The following is a 22,155-nucleotide window of genomic DNA, read 5'->3' as shown; positions in this document are numbered from 1 at the left end:
CAAATTAACTAGACCGAATGGGAGCTTCCCTGTCATGTCAGAAAAAACTTGGACACCCCAACAGGACCTATCCAGTTCGTATTAGATTTTACCCTTGAGGATGGTCGGCGCGAGCAGCGCAGCCTCGGTCCGATTCCTGACGCCGAGCATTCGGATTACGGCGGAAACATGGATTTTCACCGTGGCCTCGGCGATGTTCAGCGCGAACGCGATCTCTCGATTGGAAAGGCCCTTGCCGATCAGGGCCAGAACTTCGCGCTGACGCAGGGTCAGCCCGATCGTCCGCGCGCCGCGCTCCGGCGGCCGCATGGCGGGGGCGGCCTCCGGCGGCTTCACGGCGAGGATGGTGTTGGGAGCGTAGAGCCGGCCGTCGAGCGTCGTGCGGATGGCCTCGAGCATTTCCTCGGGGCGCTGCCGGCGGACGATCAGCCCGTGGAAGCCGAGACTCAGGGCATCCTGGAACAGGTCGGCCGAGGCATGCGGAACGACGAGCAGGAGGCGCGCGGCCCCGGCCGCCCGCTTCAGGGCTCCGAGATAGGTCGGGTCCCCGGCCGGAAGGAGGCGCGATCCGACGATGACGAGATCGGTCTTCAGCGGCGATCGAAGGTGACCGAGCAGTTCGGACGCCCCGGCGACGTCGACGATGATCAGCCCGCTCGAACCAACTTCCAGAGCCTTCCGCAGGCCGACGCGAAAGCTTTTCTGGTCATCCGCGATGATGATCCGCCACATAGCTTCGCATTTACTCCACTGGCGGCAATCAACGTTCGGGACGGACCCGATTGGTCTCGACGATCACACTCCGTGCGCAAGAGAGGCCGGCTCATCGTCCGCGACGGGTCCGCACGGCACCGCACAACGCCAGGTGACAGACGGCCCATCGATTTAAACTATAGGCAGGCATGTGAGCGCAGGTCAGCCGCATCACAGCAAAGCTCGACGCCGCCGAGTTTTAACACGCCGCCGGCGACCGGCAAGTTTCTCTCAAGAGACTACCCTATATAGGCAAATATAATTTAACACGCTCACTTTCGCTTCGGATCGAAGCCAGAAAAATCCCGAGCCCCCCACGAGCGACCATTGAATACGCCCTTTGGACTATCAACAACGAGGTATCCACAAAACACTTTTGTTATATACCGCGCTGCAACGGAGTCGTATCCTACAACCTTACGGTTGATTGTGCGGTCCTGATCCATTGTCCGGTTCATAGCTCGGTTGGATCAGTCATCGCGGCGGCCGTAGGCAATTGGGGGGCTTCGATGTTCTCAGTCATCGCGGCAGGCGGCCTCCGCCGGCGCTTGAACCCGACCACGCCGCCGCCCCGCGCGGCGTCGTGCGAGACACTCCCCGCATGTCCCGCGCCGCGTCGTGCGTGGGACCGACCGAATCGACTCCGCCCCCCCGGCCACTGACCTCCCTGGGGGGCCTCGTCGATGGATCAGGACGTGGCACCGGAACGGGCCGGCTCGGGTTCGCTGAGCGCGGAGGCCGTGCGCGCCCTTGAGGCGATCGGCGATCCCGTGCTGGTCGTCGCCCGCTCAGGCAGCGTCGCCTACGCGAACAACCCCGCCCGCCTGCTGCTGACGCGGGAGGATCCGACCCGGATCCATCTCACCGGCAGGGCCTCGACGGCCTTCCTGGCTCGGGCCGGGGCGACGCGGCGACCGCTCCCCGGCGTGATCGCGGTCAAGCGGAGGGCGGGGGTGCACCGCTACCGCTGCCAGGGTTGCCGCCTGACGCGAGAGAGCATCGATCCCCTCGTCCTCCTGCGGCTCCTGCCGGTGCGGGATGCGCGCTTCCACCTGCTGGCGGGCGAGGCGATGATGCTGCGGCGTGAACTCGCCGAGCGCGAGCGCTATCAGCGCCGCCTGCAATCGCTGCTGCGCGAGCGGGACCTGCTTCTGGCCAACCTGCGCAGCACCGCCCAAGCCCGTGCCTGCGCCGAGCGCGACCGGGACGCGGTCCTGGCCCAGCTCTACCGGGCGCATCAGGCGGAGCGGGAACGCCTCGCCCGCGAACTCCACGACGAGGCCGGCCAGCAGCTCGCATGGCTGAAGCTGCGGCTGGACCGCCTGCGGCGCGAGCCGTCGCCGACGGAAGTCGAGGCGATGCTGAGGCAGGTCGATGCGATCTCGGCCAGCCTGCGCCAGGTGGTTCGGGAGTTGCGCCCGGTCGCGCTGGCCGAACTCGGCCTCACCTTCGCCCTGGGCGGCCTCGTGCGCGAATGGTCGGATCGGTGCGGGATCCCCATCGAATTCCAGCTTTCCGGAACCACGGTCGCCCTCACGCCGGAGATCGAGGTGACGATCTTCCGGCTCGTTCAGGAAGCGCTGACCAACGTCGTCAAGCACGCGCCGGGCGCGCAGCACATCTCCGTGACGCTGCAATACGCCCAGGCCGGCGTCACGCTGGCGATCGAGGACGACGGGCCGGGGCTCGTGGACGAGCCGGAGCCGGAGGACCGTCGCGCGGCAAGTGGCTTCGGACTCGCCGGCATGCGCGAGCGGCTAACGCTGCTCGGAGGAAGACTCATGATCGAATCGCCCCCCGGCGGCGGGACGACGATTCTCGCACGTTTGCCGCTGAGAGGGGGATGATGTGTGCACCGAAAGAGCATTGATCAGGGTCGCCCTGATCGACGACCACCCGATCTTCAGGAGCGGCGTCCGCGGCCTGCTCGGCGAGACCGCCGGCATCGAGGTCGTCGGAGAGGCGAGCGACGGGCGGCACGCCCTGGATCTCATCCAGCGCACGCTCCCCGACGTCGTCGTCATGGACATCACCATGACCGGCATGAGCGGCCTCGCCGTCGCGCGTGCGCTCCGCGACACGGGCTCGGAGGTGCACGTCATCTTCCTGACCGTCAACGAGGATCTGGCCTTCGTCGACGAGGCGCTGACCGCAGGAGCCCAGGGCTACGTCCTGAAACGCTCCGCCGGCACCAGCCTGCTGGAGGCCATCGAGGCCGTCGCGTCCGGCGGCCGCTACGTCGATGCCGAGATGCGGGCGACGCCCGCACCGGCCGACCGCACCGAAGCCGGACCGCCCGCGCCCCACCCTTGCGAAGAGGGGGGCCTCACCGGGCGGGAACGCGAGGTGCTCCGGCACATCGCCCTCGGCATGACGATGAAGGAGGTCAGTCTCACGATGTCGATCTCGGTGGCGTCGGTCGATACCTACAAGATCCGCGGCTGCAAGAAGCTCGGTCTCCGCTCCCGCGCCAGCATCGTCCGCTACGCCCTCGGACAAGGTTGGCTCGAAACCGAGAATAGGCGACCGGCGTCAGACCGGCCACCGTCCTTGATGTAAGCTTTTCGAAAAGACCATTTCGGTGCCGCGGCGTCGCCGGCCCTTCGCGGCCGTCCCGCACGATGCATCGGACCGCGAATCCCTCGCCCGATTCGGGCAGACGTCCTCCGCGGACGGCCCCCGCGCATCCGGCCCGCCTCAGCCGAGCTCCCGCGCCGCGCGCTCCAGCGCCCCCAGAAGCGGCTCGATCTGCGCCGGACTCAGATCATGGAAGCCGAGGGTGCGGCCCATCACGACACCGAGCAGCGCGAAGAACAGGGCGGCCCCGACGCCCGCGGGCCCCTCCGCGGCCTCGAATCGGGCCAGCCGCTCGGCCACGAACGCGCGATATCCGGCGAGGGCATCCGGATTCTCAGCGGACGCAAGCAGCAGGGCGCGGCTGAACTCGTCCTCCGCGCAATAGCTGCGGCGCAGGTGCTCGATCATTCCGAGGGCGAGCCCCGTGGCGCCCCCCGCCCGCTCGGCCTCGCAGGCGGCGATGCCGGCGCGCAGCTCCTCCAGCTTGCGATCGACCAGAGCGAGAATCAGCGCATCCTTCGAGGCGTAGTGATGCAAGACTCCGCCCTTGCTCAGGCCCGCCTGCGCGGCCACGGCATCGATGGTCAGGGCCCGCGCGCCGCCGCGGCGCAGCACCGAGCCCGCCGCGTCGAGAATCGCTTCCGCACGGTCGTCGCGGCGGCTGCGCGTCCTCTGCGACATGATCGACCCCGAACTCCACTCTTGGACGCCATATCCGGTTCCTCAAGCTAAGTCACTGCCGCAGATTGACTTTTCGGAGGATCCGAAAAGATTCCCTTCCGCCGGCAGCGCTTAAAAACCGTCTGGACGGTCGGTAATTTACGCGATAAGCCTGCGCCGCGAAAGCCGCCCTTTCGAACCGTGACCGCCTGTCCCGTCTCCGATCCGACGCCTCGTCCTCTGCCCGGAACCTCGGCCGATGTCCTCAAGGCTCCGTCCCCGCCTCAGCGCCGCTCTACTGGCCGCCGCCCTCGCGGCCCTTCCCGTAACCGCGGCGTTCCCGGCGGATGCGCCCGCTGCCCCCGCCGTCCCGGATGCGGAGAACCCTTCCGTGGTGCTGGTGCGCGTGGTGACGGCGACGAAGGGGCCCGTCACCTCGGACGTGGTGCTGACCGGCGACATCCAGGCCCAGGCCCAGACCAACGTCGCCTTCCGCACCAACGGCAAGGTCGCCGAGCGTCGGGTCGAGGTCGGCGACCACGTCACTGCCGACCAGGTGCTCGCGGTGCTGGAGCCGCTGGTGCAGCGGGCCAACCTCGACAACGCCCGCGCCGCCCTGGTCTCGGCGGAGGCGCAGCTCACCCAGGCGAAGGTCACCTTCGAGCGGCAGAAGCAGCTCATCAGCGGCGGCTTCACCACGCGGCCCTCCTACGACAACGCCGAGCAGCAGCTGCGCACCTCCCAGGCCGCGGTCGATTCGGCCAAGGCGGCGCTCGGCACCGCCGAGGAGCAGCTCTCCTACACCGAGCTGCGGGCGGGCGTGCCCGGCATCGTCCTGAGCCGCACCTTCGAGGTCGGGCAGGTGGTCCAGTCGGGACAGGCGGTGATGGTGCTGGCCCAGGACGGCCCGCGCGATGCGGTGTTCAACGTCTACGAGGCGCTGACCGCCCACCCGCCCAGCGACAAGACGATCCAGGTCACTCTCCAGTCCGACCTCGCGGTGACGGCGGCGGGTCACGTGCGCGAGATCTCGCCGACGGTGGACGCGGCGAGCGGGACGGTGCGGGTCAAGGTCGGGCTGGCGGAGACCCCGCCCGCGATGTCGCTCGGCGCCGTGGTGATCGGCCGGGGCCGCTTCGCCTCGCGGGAGGCGGTGGTGCTGCCCTGGTCGGCGCTCTACCGCTCCGACGATCGTCCGGCGGTGTGGATCTACGACTCCGCCGCGGGCACGGTCTCGGTCCGCACCGTCGAGATCGACCGCTACGGTTTCGACGACATCGTGCTGAAGGGCGGCGTCGAGCCCGGCGAGGCGGTGGTGACCGCCGGCATCCAGTTCCTGCGCCCCGGCCAGCACGTCGCGCTGGCGGGGCAGGCCGCGCGAGACGAAACCACCAAGGCCGCGGCGGGGGAGGGCGGACGATGAGGCGCGCGCTCCTCGCCGGCGCGGCCCTGGCCGGCACCGCCCTGGTCGCCGGGGTCGCCGCCTGCCAGCCGTCGCAGGAGGCACCCGCGCCGCCCGCGGTGCGGCCGGTTCTGACGGTCCTGGCGCAGCCCACCGACAGCGTGATCTTCGGCCCCTTCGCCGGCACGGTCGAGCCGCGCTACCAGTCGCAGCTCGGCTTCCAGATCGGCGGCCGGGTGGTGGCGCGCGACGTCACCGTCGGGGACGTCGTGAAGAAGGGTCAGCGGCTCGCCGCCCTCGACCCGATCGTCTCGCGATTCGATCTCAGCCGCGCCGAGGCGGAGCTGGCCGACGCCAAGGCCCAGGCCGAGAACGCGAGCGCCACCGAGGCGCGCACCCGGCGCCTGCTGGAGGGCAACAACGTCACCCAGGCCCAGCTCGACGCGGCGGTGGCCCGGCGCGACACCGCCCAAGCCCGCCTCGCCCAGGCCGGCGCCAGCCTGCAGAAGGCGCGCGACCAGATCGGCTACACCGAGCTGCACGCCGATTTCGACGGCGTCGTCACCCAGCGGCTCGCCGAGATCGGGCAGGTGGTGAGCCCGGGGCAGGGGATCGTAACGCTCGCCCGGCCCGAGACCCGCGAGGCGGTGGTCGACATCCCCGAGACGCTGGCCGGCGCCATGCCGAAGGACGGGCGGTTCACGGTGGTGCTCCAGAGCGCGCCGGAGATCACCGCCCGCGGCCGGGTGCGCGAGGTCGCCCCCTTCGCCGAATCGGGCACCCGCACCCGCCGCGTCCGCCTGACCCTGGAGGAGCCCGGCCCGGCCTTCCGCCTGGGGGCGACCATCACCGTCGCCCTGGAGCGCCGCACCGAGCGCCGCTTCATCCTGCCCGCCACCGTCCTCCTCGACGCGGACGGGCGCCGCTCGGTCTGGATCGTGCCGGAGGCCGGCAAGCCGGGGGACGCGACGGCGGACGGGCCGGCCGCCGGAGCCGACACCCGGCAGGTCGCGCGCCGCGACGTCACCCTCGACGGCGACGGGCCGGACGGGCACGGGCGCGTCGCCGTGCGCACCGGGCTGGAACCCGGCGAGCGGGTCGTGGTGGCGGGCGTCCATTCCCTGCGCGACGGCCAGACCGTCCGGCTGGCCGACGACCGGAACTGAGCCGGTAGAAGGGTTTCATCCTTGAAGGACTTCAACCTTTCCGACTGGGCGCTCGGCCACCGTTCGCTGGTCTGGTTCCTGATGCTGGTCTGCCTCGTCGCCGGCGTGATGGCCTATTCGCGGCTCGGCCGCGAGGAGGACCCGCCCTTCGCGATCAAGACCATGGTCGTCCAGGCGAGCTGGCCCGGCGCCACGATCAAGGACACCCTCGATCAGGTCACCGACCGGATCGAGAAGGAACTGCAGCAGATCAACGCCCTCGACTACGTCCGCAGCTACACCACGCCGGGCCAGGCGACGGTGTTCGTGCAGTTCCGCGACACCACGCGGAAGGAGGAGATCCAGCCCGCCTTCTACCAGGTGAGGAAGCGCCTGGGCGACATCCAGCACACCTTTCCGCAAGGGGTGCAGGGCCCGTCCTTCAACGACGAGTTCGGCGACGTCTACGGCAACGTCTACGCCTTCACCGCCGACGGCCTGACCCACCGGCAATTGCGCGACTACGTCGAGGGCGTGCGCACTGAGATCCTCAAGGTGCCCAATATCGGTAAGACCCTGCTGATGGGCGTGCAGGGCGAGACGATCTATCTCGACTTCTCGACCCGCAAGCTCGCCGGCTACGGCATCGACATCCAGGCGCTGATCAGGGCGCTGCAATCGCAGAATGCGGTGGCCGCCTCCGGGGTGGTCCAGGCCGGTCCGGAGCGGGTGAGCCTGCGCGTCAGCGGCCAGTTCTCGTCGGAAGACTCGCTGCGCAACGTCAACCTGCGCTTCAACGACCGCTTCTTCCGCCTCGCCGACGTCGCCGAGATCTCCCGCGGCTACGAGGATCCGCCGGCCGCCCTGTTCCGCGTCGGCGGCAAGCCGGCGATCGGGCTCGCCATCGCCATGCGCCCCAACGCCAACCTGCTCAAGTTCGGCGAGGACCTGAAGGAGCGCATGCACGTCATCGAGGGCAAGCTGCCCATCGGCGTCGGCATCCACCTCGTCTCCGACCAGCCCAAGATCGTCGAGGAGGCGGTCGGCGGCTTCACCAAGGCGCTGGTCGAGGCGGTCGTCATCGTGCTGGTGGTCAGCTTCGTCAGCCTGGGGCTGCGCGCCGGGCTGGTCGTCGCGATCTCGATCCCGCTCGTCCTCGCCATCGTCTTCGTGGTCATGCAGATCATGGGCGTGACGCTGCAGCGCATCTCGCTCGGCGCGCTCATCATCGCGCTGGGGCTCCTCGTCGACGACGCGATGATCACCGTCGAGATGATGGTGGCCCGCCTCGAACTCGGCGACAACCTCAAGAAGGCGGCGACCTTCGCCTACACCTCCACCGCCTTCCCGATGCTCACCGGCACGCTGGTGACGGTGGCGGGCTTCCTGCCGATCGGCTTCAACGGCTCGTCGGCGGGCGAGTACACCTACTCGCTGTTCGTGGTGATCGCCGCCTCGCTCCTCGTCTCGTGGGTGGTCGCGGTGCTGTTCGCGCCGCTCCTCGGCGTGACCATCCTGCCCAAGACCATGAAGCACCACGCGGAGAAGCAGGGCCTGTTCACCCGCGTCTTCATGGCCGCCCTGCGGGTCGCGATGCGGCTGCGCTGGATCACCGTGATCGTCTGCGTCGCCCTGATGGGGCTGGCCGTGGTCGGGATGGGCCACGTGCAGCAGCAATTCTTCCCGTCCTCCGACCGCTCCGAGGTGCTCGTCGACCTGACCCTGCCGCAGAACGCCACCATCACCGAGACGCGGGCGCAGATGGACCGGTTCGAGGCCCACCTGAAGGACGACCCCGACATCGAGCGCTGGTCCTCCTATGTCGGCCAGGGCGCGGTGCGCTTCTACCTGCCGCTCGACCAGCAGCTCGCCAACGCCTTCTTCGGGCAGATCGTGATCGTCACGAAGTCGCTGGAGATCCGCGACCGGGTCATCGAGCGCTTGCAACGATTCGGCCGGCACGACTTCGTCGGCACCGACGTGCTGGTGCAGCCGCTCAATCTCGGCCCCCCCGTCGGACGCCCGATCCAGTACCGTCTCTCCGGGCCCGACGTGCAGGAGGTGCGCCGCCTCGCGCTCAAGCTCGCCGACGTCGTCGCGACCGACAAGCGGCTGGCCGTGCCGACCTTCGACTGGAACGAGCCCGGCAAGGTGCTGCGGGTCGAGATCCTCCAGGACAAGGCGCGCCAGCTCGGCGTCACCAGCCAGGACATTGCCGGCATCCTCAACGGCGTCGTCGGCGGCCAGGCGATCACGCAGGTGCGCGACTCGATCTACCTCGTGAACGTGGTCGGCCGGGCGCGGACCGTCGAGCGCACCTCGCTCGACACGCTCCAGAGCCTTCAGGTCGCCCTCTCCAACGGCTCGGTCGTGCCGATCCTGGCCTTTGCCAAGATCGACTACGACCTGGAGCAGCCGATCGTCTGGCGCCGCGACCGGGTGCCGACCCTGACCGTGCGCGCCACCATCACCGACGCGACCCAGCCCCCCACCGTCGTCGCCGCGCTCCAGCCCGCCATCGACGCCTACGTCAAGGCGCTGCCGGAGGGCTACACCCTGGCGACCGGCGGCGCGGTCGAGGAGGCCGGCAAGGGCCAGGGCCCAATCGCGGCGGTCGTGCCGGTGATGCTGCTGGCCATGGCCTTCTTCCTGATGATCCAGCTCCAGAGCTTCCAGAAGCTTTTTTTGGTGTTCTCCGTCGCGCCTCTCGGCCTGATCGGGGTGGTTCCGGCCCTTCTCTTGTTCGACAAGCCGATGGGCTTCGTCGCGATCCTCGGCATCCTGGCCCTGATCGGCATCATCGTCCGCAATGCCGTGATCCTCGTGAGCCAGATCGAGGAATGCGAGGCGGACGGGATGGCGCCCTGGGACGCCGTGGTCGAGGCCACCCGCCACCGCATGCGGCCGATCCTGCTCACGGCCGCGGCGGCGAGCCTCGGCCTGATCCCGATCGCCCGCGAGGTGTTCTGGGGGCCGATGGCCTACGCCATGATCGGCGGCATCCTGGCGGCGACGGGGCTGACCCTGCTGTTCCTGCCCGCGCTCTATGTCGGCTGGTACCGGATCAAGGCGCCGCCGCGGGGTGCCGGGGCTCCGAACCCGGGCTGACGCTCCGAGGGGGCTTTTTCCGATCGCTCGGCACCGGCATTCCGGGGTGACGGAGCGTCGCGTGTCATAAGAGGCGCCGCGTCCGGAAAGCGCATCCCCTCGACGCGGGCGTGCGGGAGCGGCGGTCGGAGGCGGCGCGGCACCGGCGGAAAAGCGCCGAATCGACCGGATTCGGCCGCTGCCAAGTCCAATATTCGGATCTATTATGCATTGCGTGCGGACTAAACCGTATTCCGCGCGTGAGAACGTGCGAGCTCTGCCTTCGTTGCATGGCCGTCCTGTGCGAGCGACCGCGACGCCGAATACACTTTGCGGATGTCAAGCCTTCGGCTAGGCACGTGCCGAACGCCGCGGCAAGGCGGCGGCTTCGATCGTAGCTTCAGGCGAGCCGGCTGCCCGCGATGACCACCGACCACGCCACGGCCAATTCCCGCCCCCTCGAGCGCGACGCGCAGGTGGCCATGAGCCACCACGACGTCAGCCCCAACGACATCGCGCTCGGCGTGGTGATCGGGCGGGCCTCGGAATATTTCGACTTCTTCGTCTTCGGCATCGCCTCGGTCCTGGTGTTCCCGAAGGTGTTCTTCCCCTTCGCCGATCCGCTCACGGGCACGCTCTACGCGTTCGCCATCTTCGCGCTCGCCTTCATCGCCCGCCCGCTCGGGTCGATCTTCTTCATGTGGGTCCACAAGCGGCACGGGCGGGGGGTGAAGCTCACCGCCGCCCTGTTCCTGCTCGGCGGCTCGACCGCGGCGATCAGTTTCCTGCCGAGCTACAACTCGATCGGCGTCGTCGCCATCGAGCTGCTCGCGGTGCTGCGGGTGCTGCAGGGCTTCGCGCTGGGCGGCGCCTGGGACGGGATGGCCTCGCTGCTCGCCCTCAACGCCCCCCGGGAGCGCCGCGGCTGGTACGCGATGATCCCGCAGCTCGGGGCGCCGTTCGGCTTCATGGTGTCGAGCGCGCTGTTCGCCTTCTTCGTGGTCAACCTGACCCCGGAAGACTTCACCGATTGGGGCTGGCGCTTCCCGTTCTTCTGCGCCTTCACCATCAACGTGGTGGCGCTGTTCGCGCGGCTCCGCCTCGTCGCGACGCCGGAATTCACCCGGCTCCTCGACAAGGGTCAGCTGGAGCCGGTCGGCATCGTCGATCTCGCCCGCCACCACGCCCTCGACGTGTGGATCGGCGCCTTCGTGCCGCTGGCGAGCTTCGCCCTGTTCCACCTCGTGACGATCTTCCCGATCGCGTGGCTCGTCCTGTCGAGCGACCGCTCCGCCGGGGATTTCCTGATGGTGCAGTTCTCCGGCGCCTTCATCTGCGCCGGCGCGGTCGCTGCCTCGGGCCTGATCGCCGACCAGATCGGGCGCCGCAACGTGCTGCTCATCAGCGCGGGGCTGATCGCCGCGTTCGCCTGCGGCAGCATCCTGGCGCCGCTGATCTTCGGCGAGACCGCCATCGGTCAGACGATCTACGTCAATATCGGCTTCATGCTGCTCGGCCTGTCCTACGGCCAGACCGCCGGCGCCGTGACGTCGCGGCTCGGAGCGCGCTACCGCTACACCGGCGCGGCCCTCACTTCCGATCTCGCCTGGCTGTTCGGCGCGGGGTTCGCTCCCCTCGTGGTGCTGTACCTCTCCACCGCCTACGGCCTCGCCATGGTCGGCGTGTACCTGCTGTCGGGTGCGCTGGCGACGCTGCTCGCGCTCTCCCTCGACCGCTCCGAGATGCGCCAGATGTGAGTTTTGCCCCGCGGGCGGAGCGTCCCTCCCGCCGCGGGATCTTGAGAGAAGCGAACCGTCGCCGCGCGGGATGTCACCCGCGCGGCCCTTGCGATGGAACGAAGATTCGTGGCCATGACCGCCGACCGTTCAATGAGCGCCCGTGCCGGGGCCGGCTCCGCGCGCCGGATCCTGCGGGGTCTCGTCCTGCTGCCCCTGTTCGGCCTGCTCGCCGGCTGCAACCTCGTGGTGATGCAGCCGTCGGGCGACATCGCCGTGCAGCAGCGCAACCTCATCCTCGCCTCGACGGGGCTGATGCTGCTCATCATCATCCCGGTGATCGCGCTGACCCTGCTGTTCGCGTGGCGCTACCGCGCCTCGAACACGCAGGCCCGCCACGACCCCGACTGGGACCACTCCACCGGGCTCGAAGTGGTGATCTGGACCGCGCCGCTGATGATCATCATCGCGCTCGGCGCGCTCACCTGGATCAGCACCCACACCCTCGACCCGTTCCGTCCGCTCTCGCGCATCGAGCCGGGCAAGCCGATCGCGGCCGAGGTGAAGCCGCTGGAGGTCCAGGTCGTCGCCCTCGACTGGAAGTGGCTGTTCTTCTACCCCGAATACAACGTCGCGACCGTCAACGAACTGGCCGCGCCGGTGAACCGGCCGATCAGCTTCAAGATCACCGCCGCCTCGGTGATGAACGCCTTCTACGTCCCCGCGCTCGCCGGCATGATCTACGCCATGCCCGGGATGCAGACGCAGCTCCACGCGGTGATCAACCGGGCGGGCGAGTACGAGGGGCTGTCCTCGCACTACAGCGGCAGCGGCTTCTCCCGCATGACGTTCAAGTTCCACGGTCTCGACGGCGACGGCTTCGACCAGTGGGTTGCCAAAGTGAAGCAGCAGGGTTCGGACCTGACCCGCGATGCCTATCTCGAACTGGAGCGCCCGAGCGAGCGGGTGCCCGTCACCTACTACGCCACCTTCGCCGACGGGCTCTTCGGCAAGATCCTCGGCATGTGCGCCGTGCCCGGCAAGATGTGCATGCACGAGATGATGGCCATCGACGCCAAGGGCGGCGCCGGCAAGGAGAGCCGCGAGAACGCCGAGCGGCTCCAGTACGACAACCGCCACACGCAGCGCGGCGACGAGGCACCGGGGGCGACGACGCCGGCCTCGCACCGCGCACCCAAGAGCGAGTCGCCCGACTCCGACAAGACGCACGAGGGCAGCGGCCAAGGCCATCCCGCCCCCGACCAGACCAACAACTGATCCGTCGCCGCCTCAGGATTCACGGACGAGTTTCGACCCATGTTCGCAAACACGGACCTGCAGCACCTGCTGTTCGGGCGCCTCTCCCTCGAGGACATCCCGTACCACGAACCGATCCTGCAAGTGACCTTCGCAGGCGTCGCCGTGGCCGGGATCGCGGTGCTCGCCGCGATCACCTATTTCCGCTTCTGGGGTCCGCTCTGGCGCGACTGGATGACCTCCGTCGATCACAAGAAGATCGGCATCATGTACGTGGTGCTGGCCCTCGTGATGCTGCTGCGGGGCTTCGCCGACGCGCTGCTGATGCGCTCGCAGCAGGCGATCGCCTTCGGCGCCAACGAGGGCTACCTGCCGCCGCACCACTACGACCAGATCTTCACGGCGCACGGCGTGATCATGATCTTCTTCGTGGCGATGCCCTTCGTCACCGGCCTGATGAACTACGTCGTGCCGCTGCAGATCGGCGCCCGCGACGTCGCCTTCCCGTTCCTGAACAACTTCTCGTTCTGGATGACGGTCTCGGGCGCGGTCACGGTGATGATCTCGCTGTTCGTCGGCGAGTTCGCCCGCACCGGCTGGCTCGCCTACCCGCCGCTCTCGGGCGCGGACATGAGCCCCGGCGTCGGCGTCGACTACTACGTCTGGGGCCTGCAGATCGCGGGCATCGGCACGACGCTTTCAGGCATCAATCTGGTCGCGACCATCGTGAAGATGCGCGCGCCCGGCATGTCGATGATGAAGCTGCCGATCTTCACCTGGACCTCGCTGTGCACCAACGTGCTCATCGTGGCCGCCTTTCCGATCCTGGCCGCCGTCCTCGCGCTGCTGACCCTCGACCGCTACGTCGGCACGCACTTCTTCACGAACGACCTCGGCGGCAATCCGATGATGTACTTCAACCTCATCTGGATCTGGGGTCACCCGGAGGTCTACATCCTCATCCTGCCGGCCTTCGGCGTGTTCTCCGAGGTCACCTCGGCCTTCTGCGGCAAGCGCCTGTTCGGCTACACCTCGATGGTCTACGCGACCGTCGTCATCACGATCCTGTCCTACCTCGTGTGGCTGCACCACTTCTTCACGATGGGCTCGGGCGCGAGCGTAAACTCGTTCTTCGGCATCACGACGATGATCATCTCGATCCCGACGGGTGCGAAGATCTTCAACTGGCTGTTCACGATGTACCGCGGCCGCATCCGCTTCGACGTGCCGATGCTGTGGACGGTCAGCTTCATGGTCACCTTCGTCATCGGCGGCATGACCGGCGTGCTGCTCGCCGTGCCCCCGGCCGACTTCGTGCTCCACAACTCGCTGTTCCTGATCGCGCACTTCCACAACGTGATCATCGGCGGTGTGCTGTTCGGCATGTTCGCCGGCGTGAACTACTGGTTCCCGAAGGCCTTCGGCTTCAAGCTCGACGAGTTCTGGGGCAAGGTCAGCTTCTGGTTCTGGACCATCGGCTTCTACGTCGCCTTCATGCCGCTCTACGTGCTGGGGCTCATGGGCGTGACGCGCCGCGCCCAGCACTTCGACGATCCCTCGCTGCAGATCTGGTTCGTGATCGCCGCCTTCGGCGCGGGCCTGATCGCCATCGGCATCGGCGCGATGATCGTCCAGTTCGCGGTCTCGATCAAAAACCGCGAGCGCCTGCGCGACGTCACCGGCGATCCGTGGGAGGGCCGCACCCTCGAATGGTCGACCTCGTCGCCGCCGCCGGACTACAACTTCGCCTTCACGCCCGTGGTGCACAACCTCGACGCGTGGTGGGAGATGAAGTCCCGCGGATTCCAGCGTCCGGTCCAGGGCTACAAGCCGATCCACATGCCCGCGAACACCGCCACCGGCGTGATCCTGGGCGCGATCAGCATCGCCTTCTCCTTCGGGATGATCTGGTACATCTGGTGGCTGGCGGCGCTGAGCTTCGCGGCGGCCCTCGTCGTCGCGATCGGCCACACCTTCAACTACAACCGCGACTTCTACATCCCCGCCGAGACGGTCAGCCGCACCGAGCAGCAGCGGACTGAGGCCCTGGCGGCGGTGCGGGCCTGAGGACACCATGGCATCCCCTGCAAATCCCGCCATGAACCCGGCCATCACCGGGGCGGCCGCCGCCGACGTGCCGGACTTCCTCGATCTCGAGGGCGAGCATCACCCGGAAGGGAGCACGATGCTCGGCTTCTGGATCTACCTGATGAGCGACTGCCTCATCTTCGCGGTCCTGTTCGCCACCTACGCCGTGCTCGGCCGCAGCTACGCGGCCGGGCCCTCGCCGAAAGACCTGTTCGACCTGTCCCTGGTGGCGGTGAACACGTCGATGCTCCTGTTCTCCTCCATCACCTACGGTTTCGCCATGCTGGCGATGGAGAAGGACGACATCGCCAGAACCCAGCTCTGGCTGGCGGTGACGGGCCTGTTCGGCGCGGCCTTCATCGGGCTCGAACTCTACGAGTTCGCGCACCTGATCCACGAGGGCGCCACGCCCCAGCGCAGCGGCTTCCTGTCGGCCTTCTTCACCCTGGTCGGCACCCACGGCCTGCACGTCACCTTCGGCCTGGTCTGGCTCGTCGTGCTGATGGTCCAGACCCAGCTCAAGGGTCTCATCCCGGCGAACCGGCGCCGGCTGATGTGCCTGTCGATGTTCTGGCACTTCCTCGACGTCGTCTGGATCGGCGTCTTCACCTTCGTGTATCTGATGGGAGTCCTGCAATGAGCGGGGCAGCGCACGCCGACGATCACGGGCACGGGCACGGGCACGGGCACGGGCACGACGGTCATGAGCATGGCGGCCACGGGCAAGATGCCCACGGCCACGGCTCGTTCAAGGATTACGTGACGGGCTTCGTGCTCTCCGTCATCCTGACGGCGATCCCGTTCTGGCTGGTGATGGGCAACGTCATCGACGACAAGCTCGTCACCGGCATCGTCATCCTCGGGCTCGCCGTGGTGCAGATCGTGGTCCACATGATCTACTTCCTGCACATGAACACGAAGTCGGAGGGCGGCTGGAGCTTCCTGGCGCTGATCTTCACGATCACCCTCGTGGTCATCACCCTGTGCGGGTCGATCTGGGTCATGCACCACCTCAACACCAACATGATGCCGATCTCGGCCGAGGAGATGCGTCACGCCCCCTGACGCGATCCCGCAGCCCGCCGCCCCGGCGGCGGGCCGGCGGCGCTCCCGGCTCGCCCGGCTCCTGCTGATCCTGGCGGGCCTCGCCGTGACGGCCGTGTTCCTCGCCCTCGGCACGTGGCAGGTCGAGCGCCGGACCTGGAAGCTCGACCTGATCGACCGGGTCGAGGCCCGCATCCACGCCGAGCCGGCGCCCGCGCCGGGTCCGGAGGCGTGGGCCGGCCTGACGGCGGCCTCGGCCGAGTACCGGCGCGTCCGGCTCACCGGCCGCTTCGCCTACGATCGCGCCGCCCTGGTCCAGGCGGTGACCGAGCGCGGCGCCGGCTTCTGGGTGCTGGTCCCGCTGGTGACCGATCGCGGCTTCACCGTTCTCGTCAACCGCGGCTTCGTGCCGACGGAATCCCGTGCGCCCGCGGCCCGGGCCGCGGGCGAGCCGGACGGGGCCGTGACGGTCACGGGCCTCCTGCGCCTGACCGAGCCCGGCGGCGGGTTCCTGCGCCACAACGATCCGGCGGCCGACCGCTGGTTCTCCCGCGACGTCGCGGCCATCGCTGCAGCCCGCGGGATCGGCCGGGTCCCGACCGAGGTCGCGCCCTACTTCGTCGATGCCGACGCCACGCCCAATCCCGGCGGCCTGCCGGTCGGCGGCCTCACGGTGGTGGCCTTCCACAACAACCATCTCGTCTACGCGCTGACGTGGTACGCCCTCGCCGCGATGACCGCCGGGGCCCTGATCTACGCGCTCAAGGGAATTCGGAGAGGCTCCTAGAGCATTTTCGCGCGAGGTGGTCGCCGGCTCGCGTGAAGAAAATGCGGAAAACCAGGCGTTTAGAGCGTTTTCCGTGATCCAGGCATTATGGAAAACGGCCTAGCGCCGACGGGGCGTCCCCGCGGACGCGGCATCGCCTGCCCGGGGATGGTCAGGCTTGCCGGCCACCACCGGAGCGCCGTGCTGAATATTGCATGCAGAACGACGCATGAAACTCTCGTCACCGCATCGTCGAGAGGGCCGGAGGACGACTTTGTGAACGATGCTCTGGAAACTATTTTCTATTTGGCCCGTCATACCACCATATCAATTTGACGGCCGAGTTTGTTAACCCTTCGTACACCGTGGCCGTCGCGATTCGCGGCGGCCCTCGTGCCTTCGGGTGACGTCCGCGGACGAAGTGAGGGGAGCCAGGATGGGGGTCGCCCTGCAGGAGCCTGCGCGGGAGGGTCTTTACCGCCGTGACGGCGACGGGATCTCCCGCCGTGTTCCCGAGCCTCTGGCGGGGCTCATCGTGGCCATGGAGCGGACGCTCGCCGCGCTGGCGGGGGACGGCGGGGGCCGCAACGAACTGCATGCGCTTCGCAACACCCTCTCCGACCTCTGCGTGCTGACCGAGGAGACGCCCACGATCCGGCGGGCGGTGGACCGTCTGGTCCTCGCCGGCGACCGCCTCGGCGAATCGGTGATCGCGCCGCGCGGCTACGAGCGCCGCTGGTGCAGCCCGCGCCTGGGCAAGGCCCGGCAGGCCCTCGCCGCCCTCGAACGGACGCTTGCGGACGCGCGCCCGAGCCGGATCGCGGTGCGGCTCGACCGCGACTGGTGAGGGCGCGGCGGCCGGTCCCGCGGCGGCGCCGACGGGATCGGGCGCGAAAACGGTCGAGCTTGGCGGGAACAGTTGCGCCGGCCAACGGTTTGCGGACGCGTGCGAACGGCGCACCGCTTTCCCCTCGAGCCACCGAATGGATCCAAAGAGCCGCCCGGCCCAGACCTGGGCAGCCACGGCCGGCGCCGCCGCCCTCGCGGTCGGGGCGTGGTATCTCCTGCCCGTCGAGGACTGGCTGCGCGCCTTCTCGAGTTGGGCGAACGGCCTCGGCCCCTACGGCCTCCTGGCCTTCGGCGTGCTGTTCTTCCTGGCGACCCTTCTCGTCGTGCCGGGCACCCCGCTCACCATTGCCGGAGCCGTGGCCTTCGGCTGGGCGGTGATGCCGGTGGTGCTGCTCGCGGCGACGCTGGGCTCCTGGCTCGCTTTCGTGGCCGCCCGCTATCTCTTCCGCGACCGGGTGCGGGGGCTGATCGCGCGCCGGCCGGCGCTGAACGCCACGGTGGAGGCGGTGGGCGACGGCGGCTGGCGGCTGATGACCCTGATGCGGCTCAGCCCCTTCGTACCGTTCAACGCCCAGAACTACGTCTTCGGGGTCACGGACGTCCGCACCTCCGCCTACTTGGTCTCCACGGTGATCGGCATGCTGCCGGGCACGGTGGTCTGCGTCTATCTCGGCGTGATCGGCCGCCATGCCGGCAGCGACGAGCCGACCCACTGGATCACCCTCGGCCTCGGCCTTCTCGCCACCGTCGCGGCGGTGGAGCTGACCCGGCGGCGGGTGCGGGCCAAGCTCGACAAGGGCAAGCGCGAGACGGGCAAGCGCGAGACGGGCAAGCGCGAGACGGGCAAATCCGGGACGGGCAAGTCCGAGACCGGCGAAATCGAGGCGGGCAAAGTGGCGGCGGGAAAGGCGATGGCACAATGAGCGTTCCGCTCGCGCGAGGCACGAGGCAGACTGCGCGGCGCGGCGGGCCGGTGCGCGCATGAGGATGGATGTCGAGGTGGGTAAAGGATCGGCCGAGAGCTGGCTGCGACCGGGCCTCACGTGCTGGCGGCAGGAGCGGGCCGGGCGCGTCGCGGTGCTGCACGACGGCGCGGCCTATTTCGCCGCCGCCCGCGCGGCGCTGCTGCGGGCGCGCCGGTCGGTCACGCTGATCGGCTGGAGCTTCGACCCGCGGGTGCGCCTGCTGCCGGGGGATTCGCCCGACGCGGGCGAGACCCTGGCCGAGCTGCTGCGCCGCCTCAAGGCCGCGCGGCCGGACCTGGCCGTCCGCATCCTGATCTGGGACATGCCCTGGCCGATCTCGGCGGGCAACGAGCACACGCACGAGAGCGTGCGCGAGAGCCTGGGGCCCGAGATCGACTTCCGCATCGACGGCACCCTGCCCTTCGGCGCCTGCCAGCACCAGAAGATCCTAGTGATCGACGACCGGATCGCGTTCTGCGGCGGCAGCGATTTCGAGGTGAACCGCTGGGACACCCCCGCCCACCGCGACCGCGATCCCCGCCGACGCCTGCCCTCCGGCGAGGAGTACCCGCCGCGCCACGACGTGATGATGCTGGTCGACGCTTCCGCCGCGCGGGCCCTGGCGGAACTGGCCCGCGAGCGCTGGCGCCGCGCCACCGGCGAATCCGTCCCGCTCGCCGATTCCGATCCGGACCACGACGAGGACCGGGACCACGATCCCTGGCCCGAAACCCTCGCGCCACACCTCACCGACGTGACGGTGGGGCTCGCCCGCACCGATCCGCTGCTCGGCGGCCGACCGGCGGTCACGGAGAGCGCCGCGCTCTACCGCGAATCGATCCGCGCGGCGGAGCGCTTCATCTACCTGGAGAACCAGTATCTCGCCTCGCCGGTCGTCGCGGAGGCGCTGGCCGCGCGCCTTGCCGAGCCGGAGGGGCCGGAGATCGTGATCGTGCTGTCCGAGCGCAGCCCGAGCGGCTTCGACCGCTTGACCATGGACAGCGCCCGCCGCGGCCTGATCCGCGGGTTGCGCCGAGCCGACCGGTTCGACCGCCTGCGGATCGTGGCGCCGCACACGCCCAAGGGCCGGCCGATCCTCGTCCATGCCAAGGTCGCGATCATCGACGAGCGCCTGCTGCGGATCGGTTCGACCAACCTCAACAACCGCTCCTTCGGTTACGACACCGAGTGCGACCTCGCCGTCGAGGTGCCCGCCGAGGACGCGGAGGCCCGCGCGTCCGTGCGGCGGCTGCTCGTGCGGCTGCTCGCCCATCACGGCGGCTGCCCGCCCGACGTGTTCGCCGAAGCCTTCGCGGCGCGCGGCTCCCTGCGGGCGGTGCTCGACGATCCCCGGCTGATGCCGAGCCCGCGGGTCTGCCCGCTCGTTCCCTCCCGCCGCGGTCCCGTGGCCCGCCTCGTCGAGGCGTTCCATCTCGGCGACCCGGTGAGCCCCGCCGACGCGTGGCGCCCCTGGCGGCGGCGCGCCCTCCTCCGCCAGGCCCGCAACGCGAGCTTCTCCGAAGAGGACACCGCTTCGCAGTCGGAGAAGGTGGCGCTCGGCGCTTCGTGATCCTCGACCGTGGCGGTTGGGCGATTGGATTCGGTCGGGCTCCCCCTCTCCCCGCACGCGGGGAGAGGCCGGCCTGCACCCTGTCGTGCAGGCCGGAAGCGGAGGCGCAGCCGGAGCGAGGGTGAGGGGGCGGCTCAGGAAGAGGCTTCCTCGGCCAAGCCCCCCCTCACCTTCGGCTGCCGCCTCGCTTTGCCGACGACGAGGTCGGCAAAGCCCTCTCCCCGCACGCGGGGAGAGGGGAGAAGCACAGGGCCGGGTCCGTCACTCAGAGCCGAGAGGCACGGCTACTTGTCGAACACCGCCTGCAAGGCCGCCTGGTCCTTGCGCGCACCCTTGTCCGCGGGCAGGGCGAGCAGGGTGAGGATGCGGGCCTTGTCCGGCGTGAGGTCGCCCGCGAACACGGCGCCGGCCTTGCGCAGGGTGTTGCCGCCGCCCTTGAAGCCGTAGACCGGCAGCGCCCGGCCGTCATGGACCTTGGTCGCCACGACCACCGGAACGCCCCCCGCGATGACCTCGGCGATGGCGTCGTGCATCTCGGCGTTGACGTTGCCCCAGCCATAGGCCTCGACCACGATCGCGTCGGCCCCGCTCTGCGCCGCGTGCCGCACCTGCGAGCCGTCGGCGCCGGCATACATCGCCACGAGATCGACCCGCGGCAGGCGCTCCGGCAGCGGCAGGGTCTGGCGCCGCAGGGAGCGGCGGCCGAACACGACGCGGTCCTCGTCGACGGTGCCGAGGATGCCGGCCTCCCCCGAATTGAAGGTCTCGACGTTGCTGGTGTGGGTCTTGCGCACCTCGCGGGCCGCGTTGATGCGGTGGTTGAGCGTCACCGTCACCCCCTGACCCGCCGCGCCCTCGGCCAGGATCTGGCGGGCGGCGTTGAGGAGGTTGCGCGGGCCGTCGGCATCCGCGTCGGAGGCGTTGCGCTGCGCGCCCACCAGCACCACCGGCTTGTCGCTCTTCAGGGTCAGGTCGAGGAAGTAGGCGGTCTGATCGAGGGTGTCGGTCCCGTGCAGGACGATGGCCCCGCGGATGCCAGGATCGGCGAGCAGCGCGTCGATCCGGCGGGCCAGCGCCGGCCAGCGGTCCGGGCCCATATAGTCGCTCGGCACGTTGCTGAACTCGGTGACCTCGATGGTCGCGATGTCCTTCAGCTTGGGCACCGCCGCGACGAGATCCTCGCCGGACAGGGCCGGGACCGGCGCGTGGGTCGTGGGATCGAGCTTCATCGCGATGGTGCCGCCGGTGGCGACCACGGCGATGCGCGGCGGCTCGGCCAGGGCCGGCCCGGCGGAGAGCGCGATCAGGGCGGCCACCCCGAGGGCGGTCAGGTGTCCGGTCGTCTTCGTCATCGCGCGCTTCCTCTCCCGTACGCGGCCGGTCGTCCGGACCGGCCCGCCGGGACCATGCGCATGTGCGCAAAAACGCTCAACCCGGATCGATCCGGATCTCCGCCAGAACCGGGAGATGGTCGGAGGCTTCCCGCGCCAGCGGGGTGTCCACCACCGTGACGCGCTCGACGGCGACGCGCTCGCTCACGAAAACATGGTCGATGCGCAGCAGCGGGAAACGGCTCGGGAAGCTCGCCCCGCCGCGCCGCCAGCGCCGTTCCCCGGTGAGCCGTCGCGCGTCGGTGAGGCGCGCGCTCAGCCGGCGGTAGGACCGCGACCAGCCCGTGGCGTTGAAGTCGCCGAGCAGCACCGTCGGCGCGCGGCAGGCGGGATCGCCGAGCCAGTCGGGCCCGAGCAGCGCCTCGGCCTGGGCGATGCGCTCCGCCCCGAGCAGCCCGAAATGCGTGGTGAGCACCTGGATCGCCGCCGCGCCCAGGCTCACCTCGACCCAGAGCGCGCCGCGCGGCTCCAGGCCGGGGCGCCGCGTCAGGCCGGGGAGGGGGCCGGCCCGCCTGAGCCGCGACGGCAGGTGGGTGAGCAGGGCGTCGCCGTAGCGCTCCTCCTCGACGTGCAGGGCCGGGTGGAAATGCGAGAACATGCCGGTGAGCCGGGCGATCTCCTCCGCCTGATCCAGTCCGCCGGTGCGCTTGCGCCCGACATCGACCTCCTGCAGGGCGATGATGTCGGGCGAGAGCGCCGCGATCACCCGCGCGACCCGCTCCGGCGCGACCCGCCCGTCGGTGCCGCGGCAATGGCGGACGTTGTAGGTCAGGAGACGCAAGCGCCGCGATGCCCCTCGATCCCGCCCGTCCCCCGCGATCTCCGGCCGCTCCTCGGCGTGCCCCTCGATCTGCCCCTGCTGCAC

At 69.5% G+C, this 22,155-nt stretch carries 18 protein-coding genes; 14 read left to right on the top strand and 4 right to left on the bottom strand.

The annotated features are described in order from the left end of the window. Nucleotides 1-81: 81 nt before the first annotated feature. Nucleotides 82-732 (bottom strand): LuxR C-terminal-related transcriptional regulator, encoded by a 651-nt coding sequence (locus ABS772_RS06815; protein ID WP_238255488.1) that lies wholly within the window; start codon nt 730-732, stop codon nt 82-84. 704 nt (nt 733-1,436) lie between these two features. On the opposite strand from ABS772_RS06815, the gene ABS772_RS06810 reads away from it, so the two are divergent. Beyond that, entirely contained in the window at nt 1,437-2,600 is a 1,164-nt protein-coding gene (locus ABS772_RS06810) for a sensor histidine kinase (protein WP_238255489.1), read from the top strand. A 19-nt stretch (nt 2,601-2,619) separates the two neighbouring features. After that, entirely contained in the window at nt 2,620-3,312 is a 693-nt protein-coding gene (locus ABS772_RS06805; protein ID WP_350393193.1) for a response regulator transcription factor, read from the top strand. A gap of 138 nt (nt 3,313-3,450) precedes the next feature. Here ABS772_RS06805 and ABS772_RS06800 read toward each other — a convergent pair whose 3' ends face one another. Then, nucleotides 3,451-4,011 carry a TetR/AcrR family transcriptional regulator gene (locus ABS772_RS06800; RefSeq protein ID WP_238255491.1) on the bottom strand — a complete coding sequence of 187 codons (561 nt, stop codon included), beginning with the start codon at nt 4,009-4,011 and terminating at the stop codon, nt 3,451-3,453. Nucleotides 4,012-4,249: 238 nt separating this feature from the next. Between ABS772_RS06800 and ABS772_RS06795 the strand changes: the two genes are divergently transcribed. The 12 genes from ABS772_RS06795 to ABS772_RS06740 all read left to right on the top strand — a co-directional run bounded on the left by ABS772_RS06795 (nt 4,250) and on the right by ABS772_RS06740 (nt 19,899). Next, complete coding sequence (locus ABS772_RS06795) at nt 4,250-5,413, top strand: efflux RND transporter periplasmic adaptor subunit (protein ID WP_350393190.1); 1,164 nt, start codon at nt 4,250-4,252, stop codon at nt 5,411-5,413. Then, entirely contained in the window at nt 5,410-6,558 is a 1,149-nt protein-coding gene (locus tag ABS772_RS06790; RefSeq protein WP_350393189.1) for an efflux RND transporter periplasmic adaptor subunit, read from the top strand. Before ABS772_RS06795 ends, ABS772_RS06790 begins: the two co-directional genes overlap by 4 nt. A gap of 21 nt (nt 6,559-6,579) precedes the next feature. Beyond that, on the top strand, nt 6,580-9,645 hold the full coding sequence (locus tag ABS772_RS06785; RefSeq protein ID WP_350393187.1) for an efflux RND transporter permease subunit: 3,066 nt from the start codon (nt 6,580-6,582) through the stop codon (nt 9,643-9,645). A gap of 401 nt (nt 9,646-10,046) precedes the next feature. Then, nucleotides 10,047-11,381: an MFS transporter gene (locus tag ABS772_RS06780; protein WP_238255494.1), complete on the top strand. Its 1,335-nt coding sequence runs from the start codon at nt 10,047-10,049 to the stop codon at nt 11,379-11,381. A gap of 132 nt (nt 11,382-11,513) precedes the next feature. Next, the gene (gene cyoA / locus ABS772_RS06775) at nt 11,514-12,638 is read left to right on the top strand and encodes a ubiquinol oxidase subunit II (RefSeq protein WP_350393184.1); all 1,125 of its coding nucleotides are present in this window, start codon (nt 11,514-11,516) and stop codon (nt 12,636-12,638) included. 39 nt (nt 12,639-12,677) lie between these two features. After that, nucleotides 12,678-14,684: a cytochrome o ubiquinol oxidase subunit I gene (gene cyoB / locus ABS772_RS06770; protein ID WP_350393183.1), complete on the top strand. Its 2,007-nt coding sequence runs from the start codon at nt 12,678-12,680 to the stop codon at nt 14,682-14,684. Between the two features lie 31 nt (nt 14,685-14,715). Then, nucleotides 14,716-15,345: a cytochrome o ubiquinol oxidase subunit III gene (gene cyoC, locus ABS772_RS06765; RefSeq protein WP_350393215.1), complete on the top strand. Its 630-nt coding sequence runs from the start codon at nt 14,716-14,718 to the stop codon at nt 15,343-15,345. After that, the gene (cyoD, locus tag ABS772_RS06760; protein WP_350393181.1) at nt 15,342-15,770 is read left to right on the top strand and encodes a cytochrome o ubiquinol oxidase subunit IV; all 429 of its coding nucleotides are present in this window, start codon (nt 15,342-15,344) and stop codon (nt 15,768-15,770) included. Before cyoC ends, cyoD begins: the two co-directional genes overlap by 4 nt. Nucleotides 15,771-15,774: 4 nt before the next feature. Continuing rightward, a complete protein-coding gene (locus ABS772_RS06755; RefSeq protein ID WP_407942970.1) occupies nt 15,775-16,536 on the top strand; it encodes an SURF1 family protein in 762 nt (253 codons plus the stop codon). Nucleotides 16,537-16,951: 415 nt separating this feature from the next. Continuing rightward, nucleotides 16,952-17,362, top strand: coding sequence for a hypothetical protein (locus tag ABS772_RS06750; RefSeq protein WP_350393179.1), 411 nt, complete (start codon nt 16,952-16,954; stop codon nt 17,360-17,362). Between the two features lie 136 nt (nt 17,363-17,498). Further along, on the top strand, nt 17,499-18,287 hold the full coding sequence (locus ABS772_RS06745; RefSeq protein ID WP_350393177.1) for a TVP38/TMEM64 family protein: 789 nt from the start codon (nt 17,499-17,501) through the stop codon (nt 18,285-18,287). A gap of 58 nt (nt 18,288-18,345) precedes the next feature. Continuing rightward, on the top strand, nt 18,346-19,899 hold the full coding sequence (locus ABS772_RS06740) for a phospholipase D-like domain-containing protein (RefSeq protein ID WP_350393175.1): 1,554 nt from the start codon (nt 18,346-18,348) through the stop codon (nt 19,897-19,899). 284 nt (nt 19,900-20,183) lie between these two features. On the opposite strand, the gene ABS772_RS06735 is transcribed toward ABS772_RS06740, so the two are convergent. Both ABS772_RS06735 and ABS772_RS06730 read right to left on the bottom strand, forming a co-directional pair. Further along, nucleotides 20,184-21,251: an asparaginase gene (locus ABS772_RS06735; protein WP_238255031.1), complete on the bottom strand. Its 1,068-nt coding sequence runs from the start codon at nt 21,249-21,251 to the stop codon at nt 20,184-20,186. Between the two features lie 76 nt (nt 21,252-21,327). Beyond that, nucleotides 21,328-22,155, bottom strand: a complete 828-nt coding sequence (locus ABS772_RS06730; protein ID WP_350393211.1) for an endonuclease/exonuclease/phosphatase family protein — start codon at nt 22,153-22,155, stop codon at nt 21,328-21,330.

The sequence above is a fragment of the Methylorubrum podarium genome, from assembly GCF_040270385.1.
In the GTDB taxonomy this organism is placed as follows: Bacteria; Pseudomonadota; Alphaproteobacteria; order Rhizobiales; family Beijerinckiaceae; genus Methylobacterium; species Methylobacterium podarium.
The sequence above is the reverse complement of the archived record's forward strand: the minus strand, read 5'-3'. Positions and strand labels throughout refer to the sequence as shown.

Excerpts from the sequence above, each read along its gene's own strand:
- cyoA (WP_350393184.1), top strand. The coding sequence starts at position 11,514 with ATGAGCGCCCGTGCCGGGGCCGGCTCCGCGCGCCGGATCCTGCGGGGT.
- ABS772_RS06745 (WP_350393177.1), top strand. The coding sequence starts at position 17,499 with ATGGATCCAAAGAGCCGCCCGGCCCAGACCTGGGCAGCCACGGCCGGC.
- ABS772_RS06735 (WP_238255031.1), bottom strand. The coding sequence starts at position 21,251 with ATGACGAAGACGACCGGACACCTGACCGCCCTCGGGGTGGCCGCCCTG.
- ABS772_RS06780 (WP_238255494.1), top strand. The coding sequence starts at position 10,047 with ATGACCACCGACCACGCCACGGCCAATTCCCGCCCCCTCGAGCGCGAC.
- ABS772_RS06810 (WP_238255489.1), top strand. The coding sequence starts at position 1,437 with ATGGATCAGGACGTGGCACCGGAACGGGCCGGCTCGGGTTCGCTGAGC.
- ABS772_RS06750 (WP_350393179.1), top strand. The coding sequence starts at position 16,952 with ATGGGGGTCGCCCTGCAGGAGCCTGCGCGGGAGGGTCTTTACCGCCGT.
- ABS772_RS06740 (WP_350393175.1), top strand. The coding sequence starts at position 18,346 with ATGAGGATGGATGTCGAGGTGGGTAAAGGATCGGCCGAGAGCTGGCTG.
- ABS772_RS06795 (WP_350393190.1), top strand. The coding sequence starts at position 4,250 with ATGTCCTCAAGGCTCCGTCCCCGCCTCAGCGCCGCTCTACTGGCCGCC.
- ABS772_RS06815 (WP_238255488.1), bottom strand. The coding sequence starts at position 732 with ATGTGGCGGATCATCATCGCGGATGACCAGAAAAGCTTTCGCGTCGGC.
- cyoB (WP_350393183.1), top strand. The coding sequence starts at position 12,678 with ATGTTCGCAAACACGGACCTGCAGCACCTGCTGTTCGGGCGCCTCTCC.
- cyoD (WP_350393181.1), top strand. The coding sequence starts at position 15,342 with ATGAGCGGGGCAGCGCACGCCGACGATCACGGGCACGGGCACGGGCAC.
- cyoC (WP_350393215.1), top strand. The coding sequence starts at position 14,716 with ATGAACCCGGCCATCACCGGGGCGGCCGCCGCCGACGTGCCGGACTTC.
- ABS772_RS06800 (WP_238255491.1), bottom strand. The coding sequence starts at position 4,011 with ATGTCGCAGAGGACGCGCAGCCGCCGCGACGACCGTGCGGAAGCGATT.
- ABS772_RS06790 (WP_350393189.1), top strand. The coding sequence starts at position 5,410 with ATGAGGCGCGCGCTCCTCGCCGGCGCGGCCCTGGCCGGCACCGCCCTG.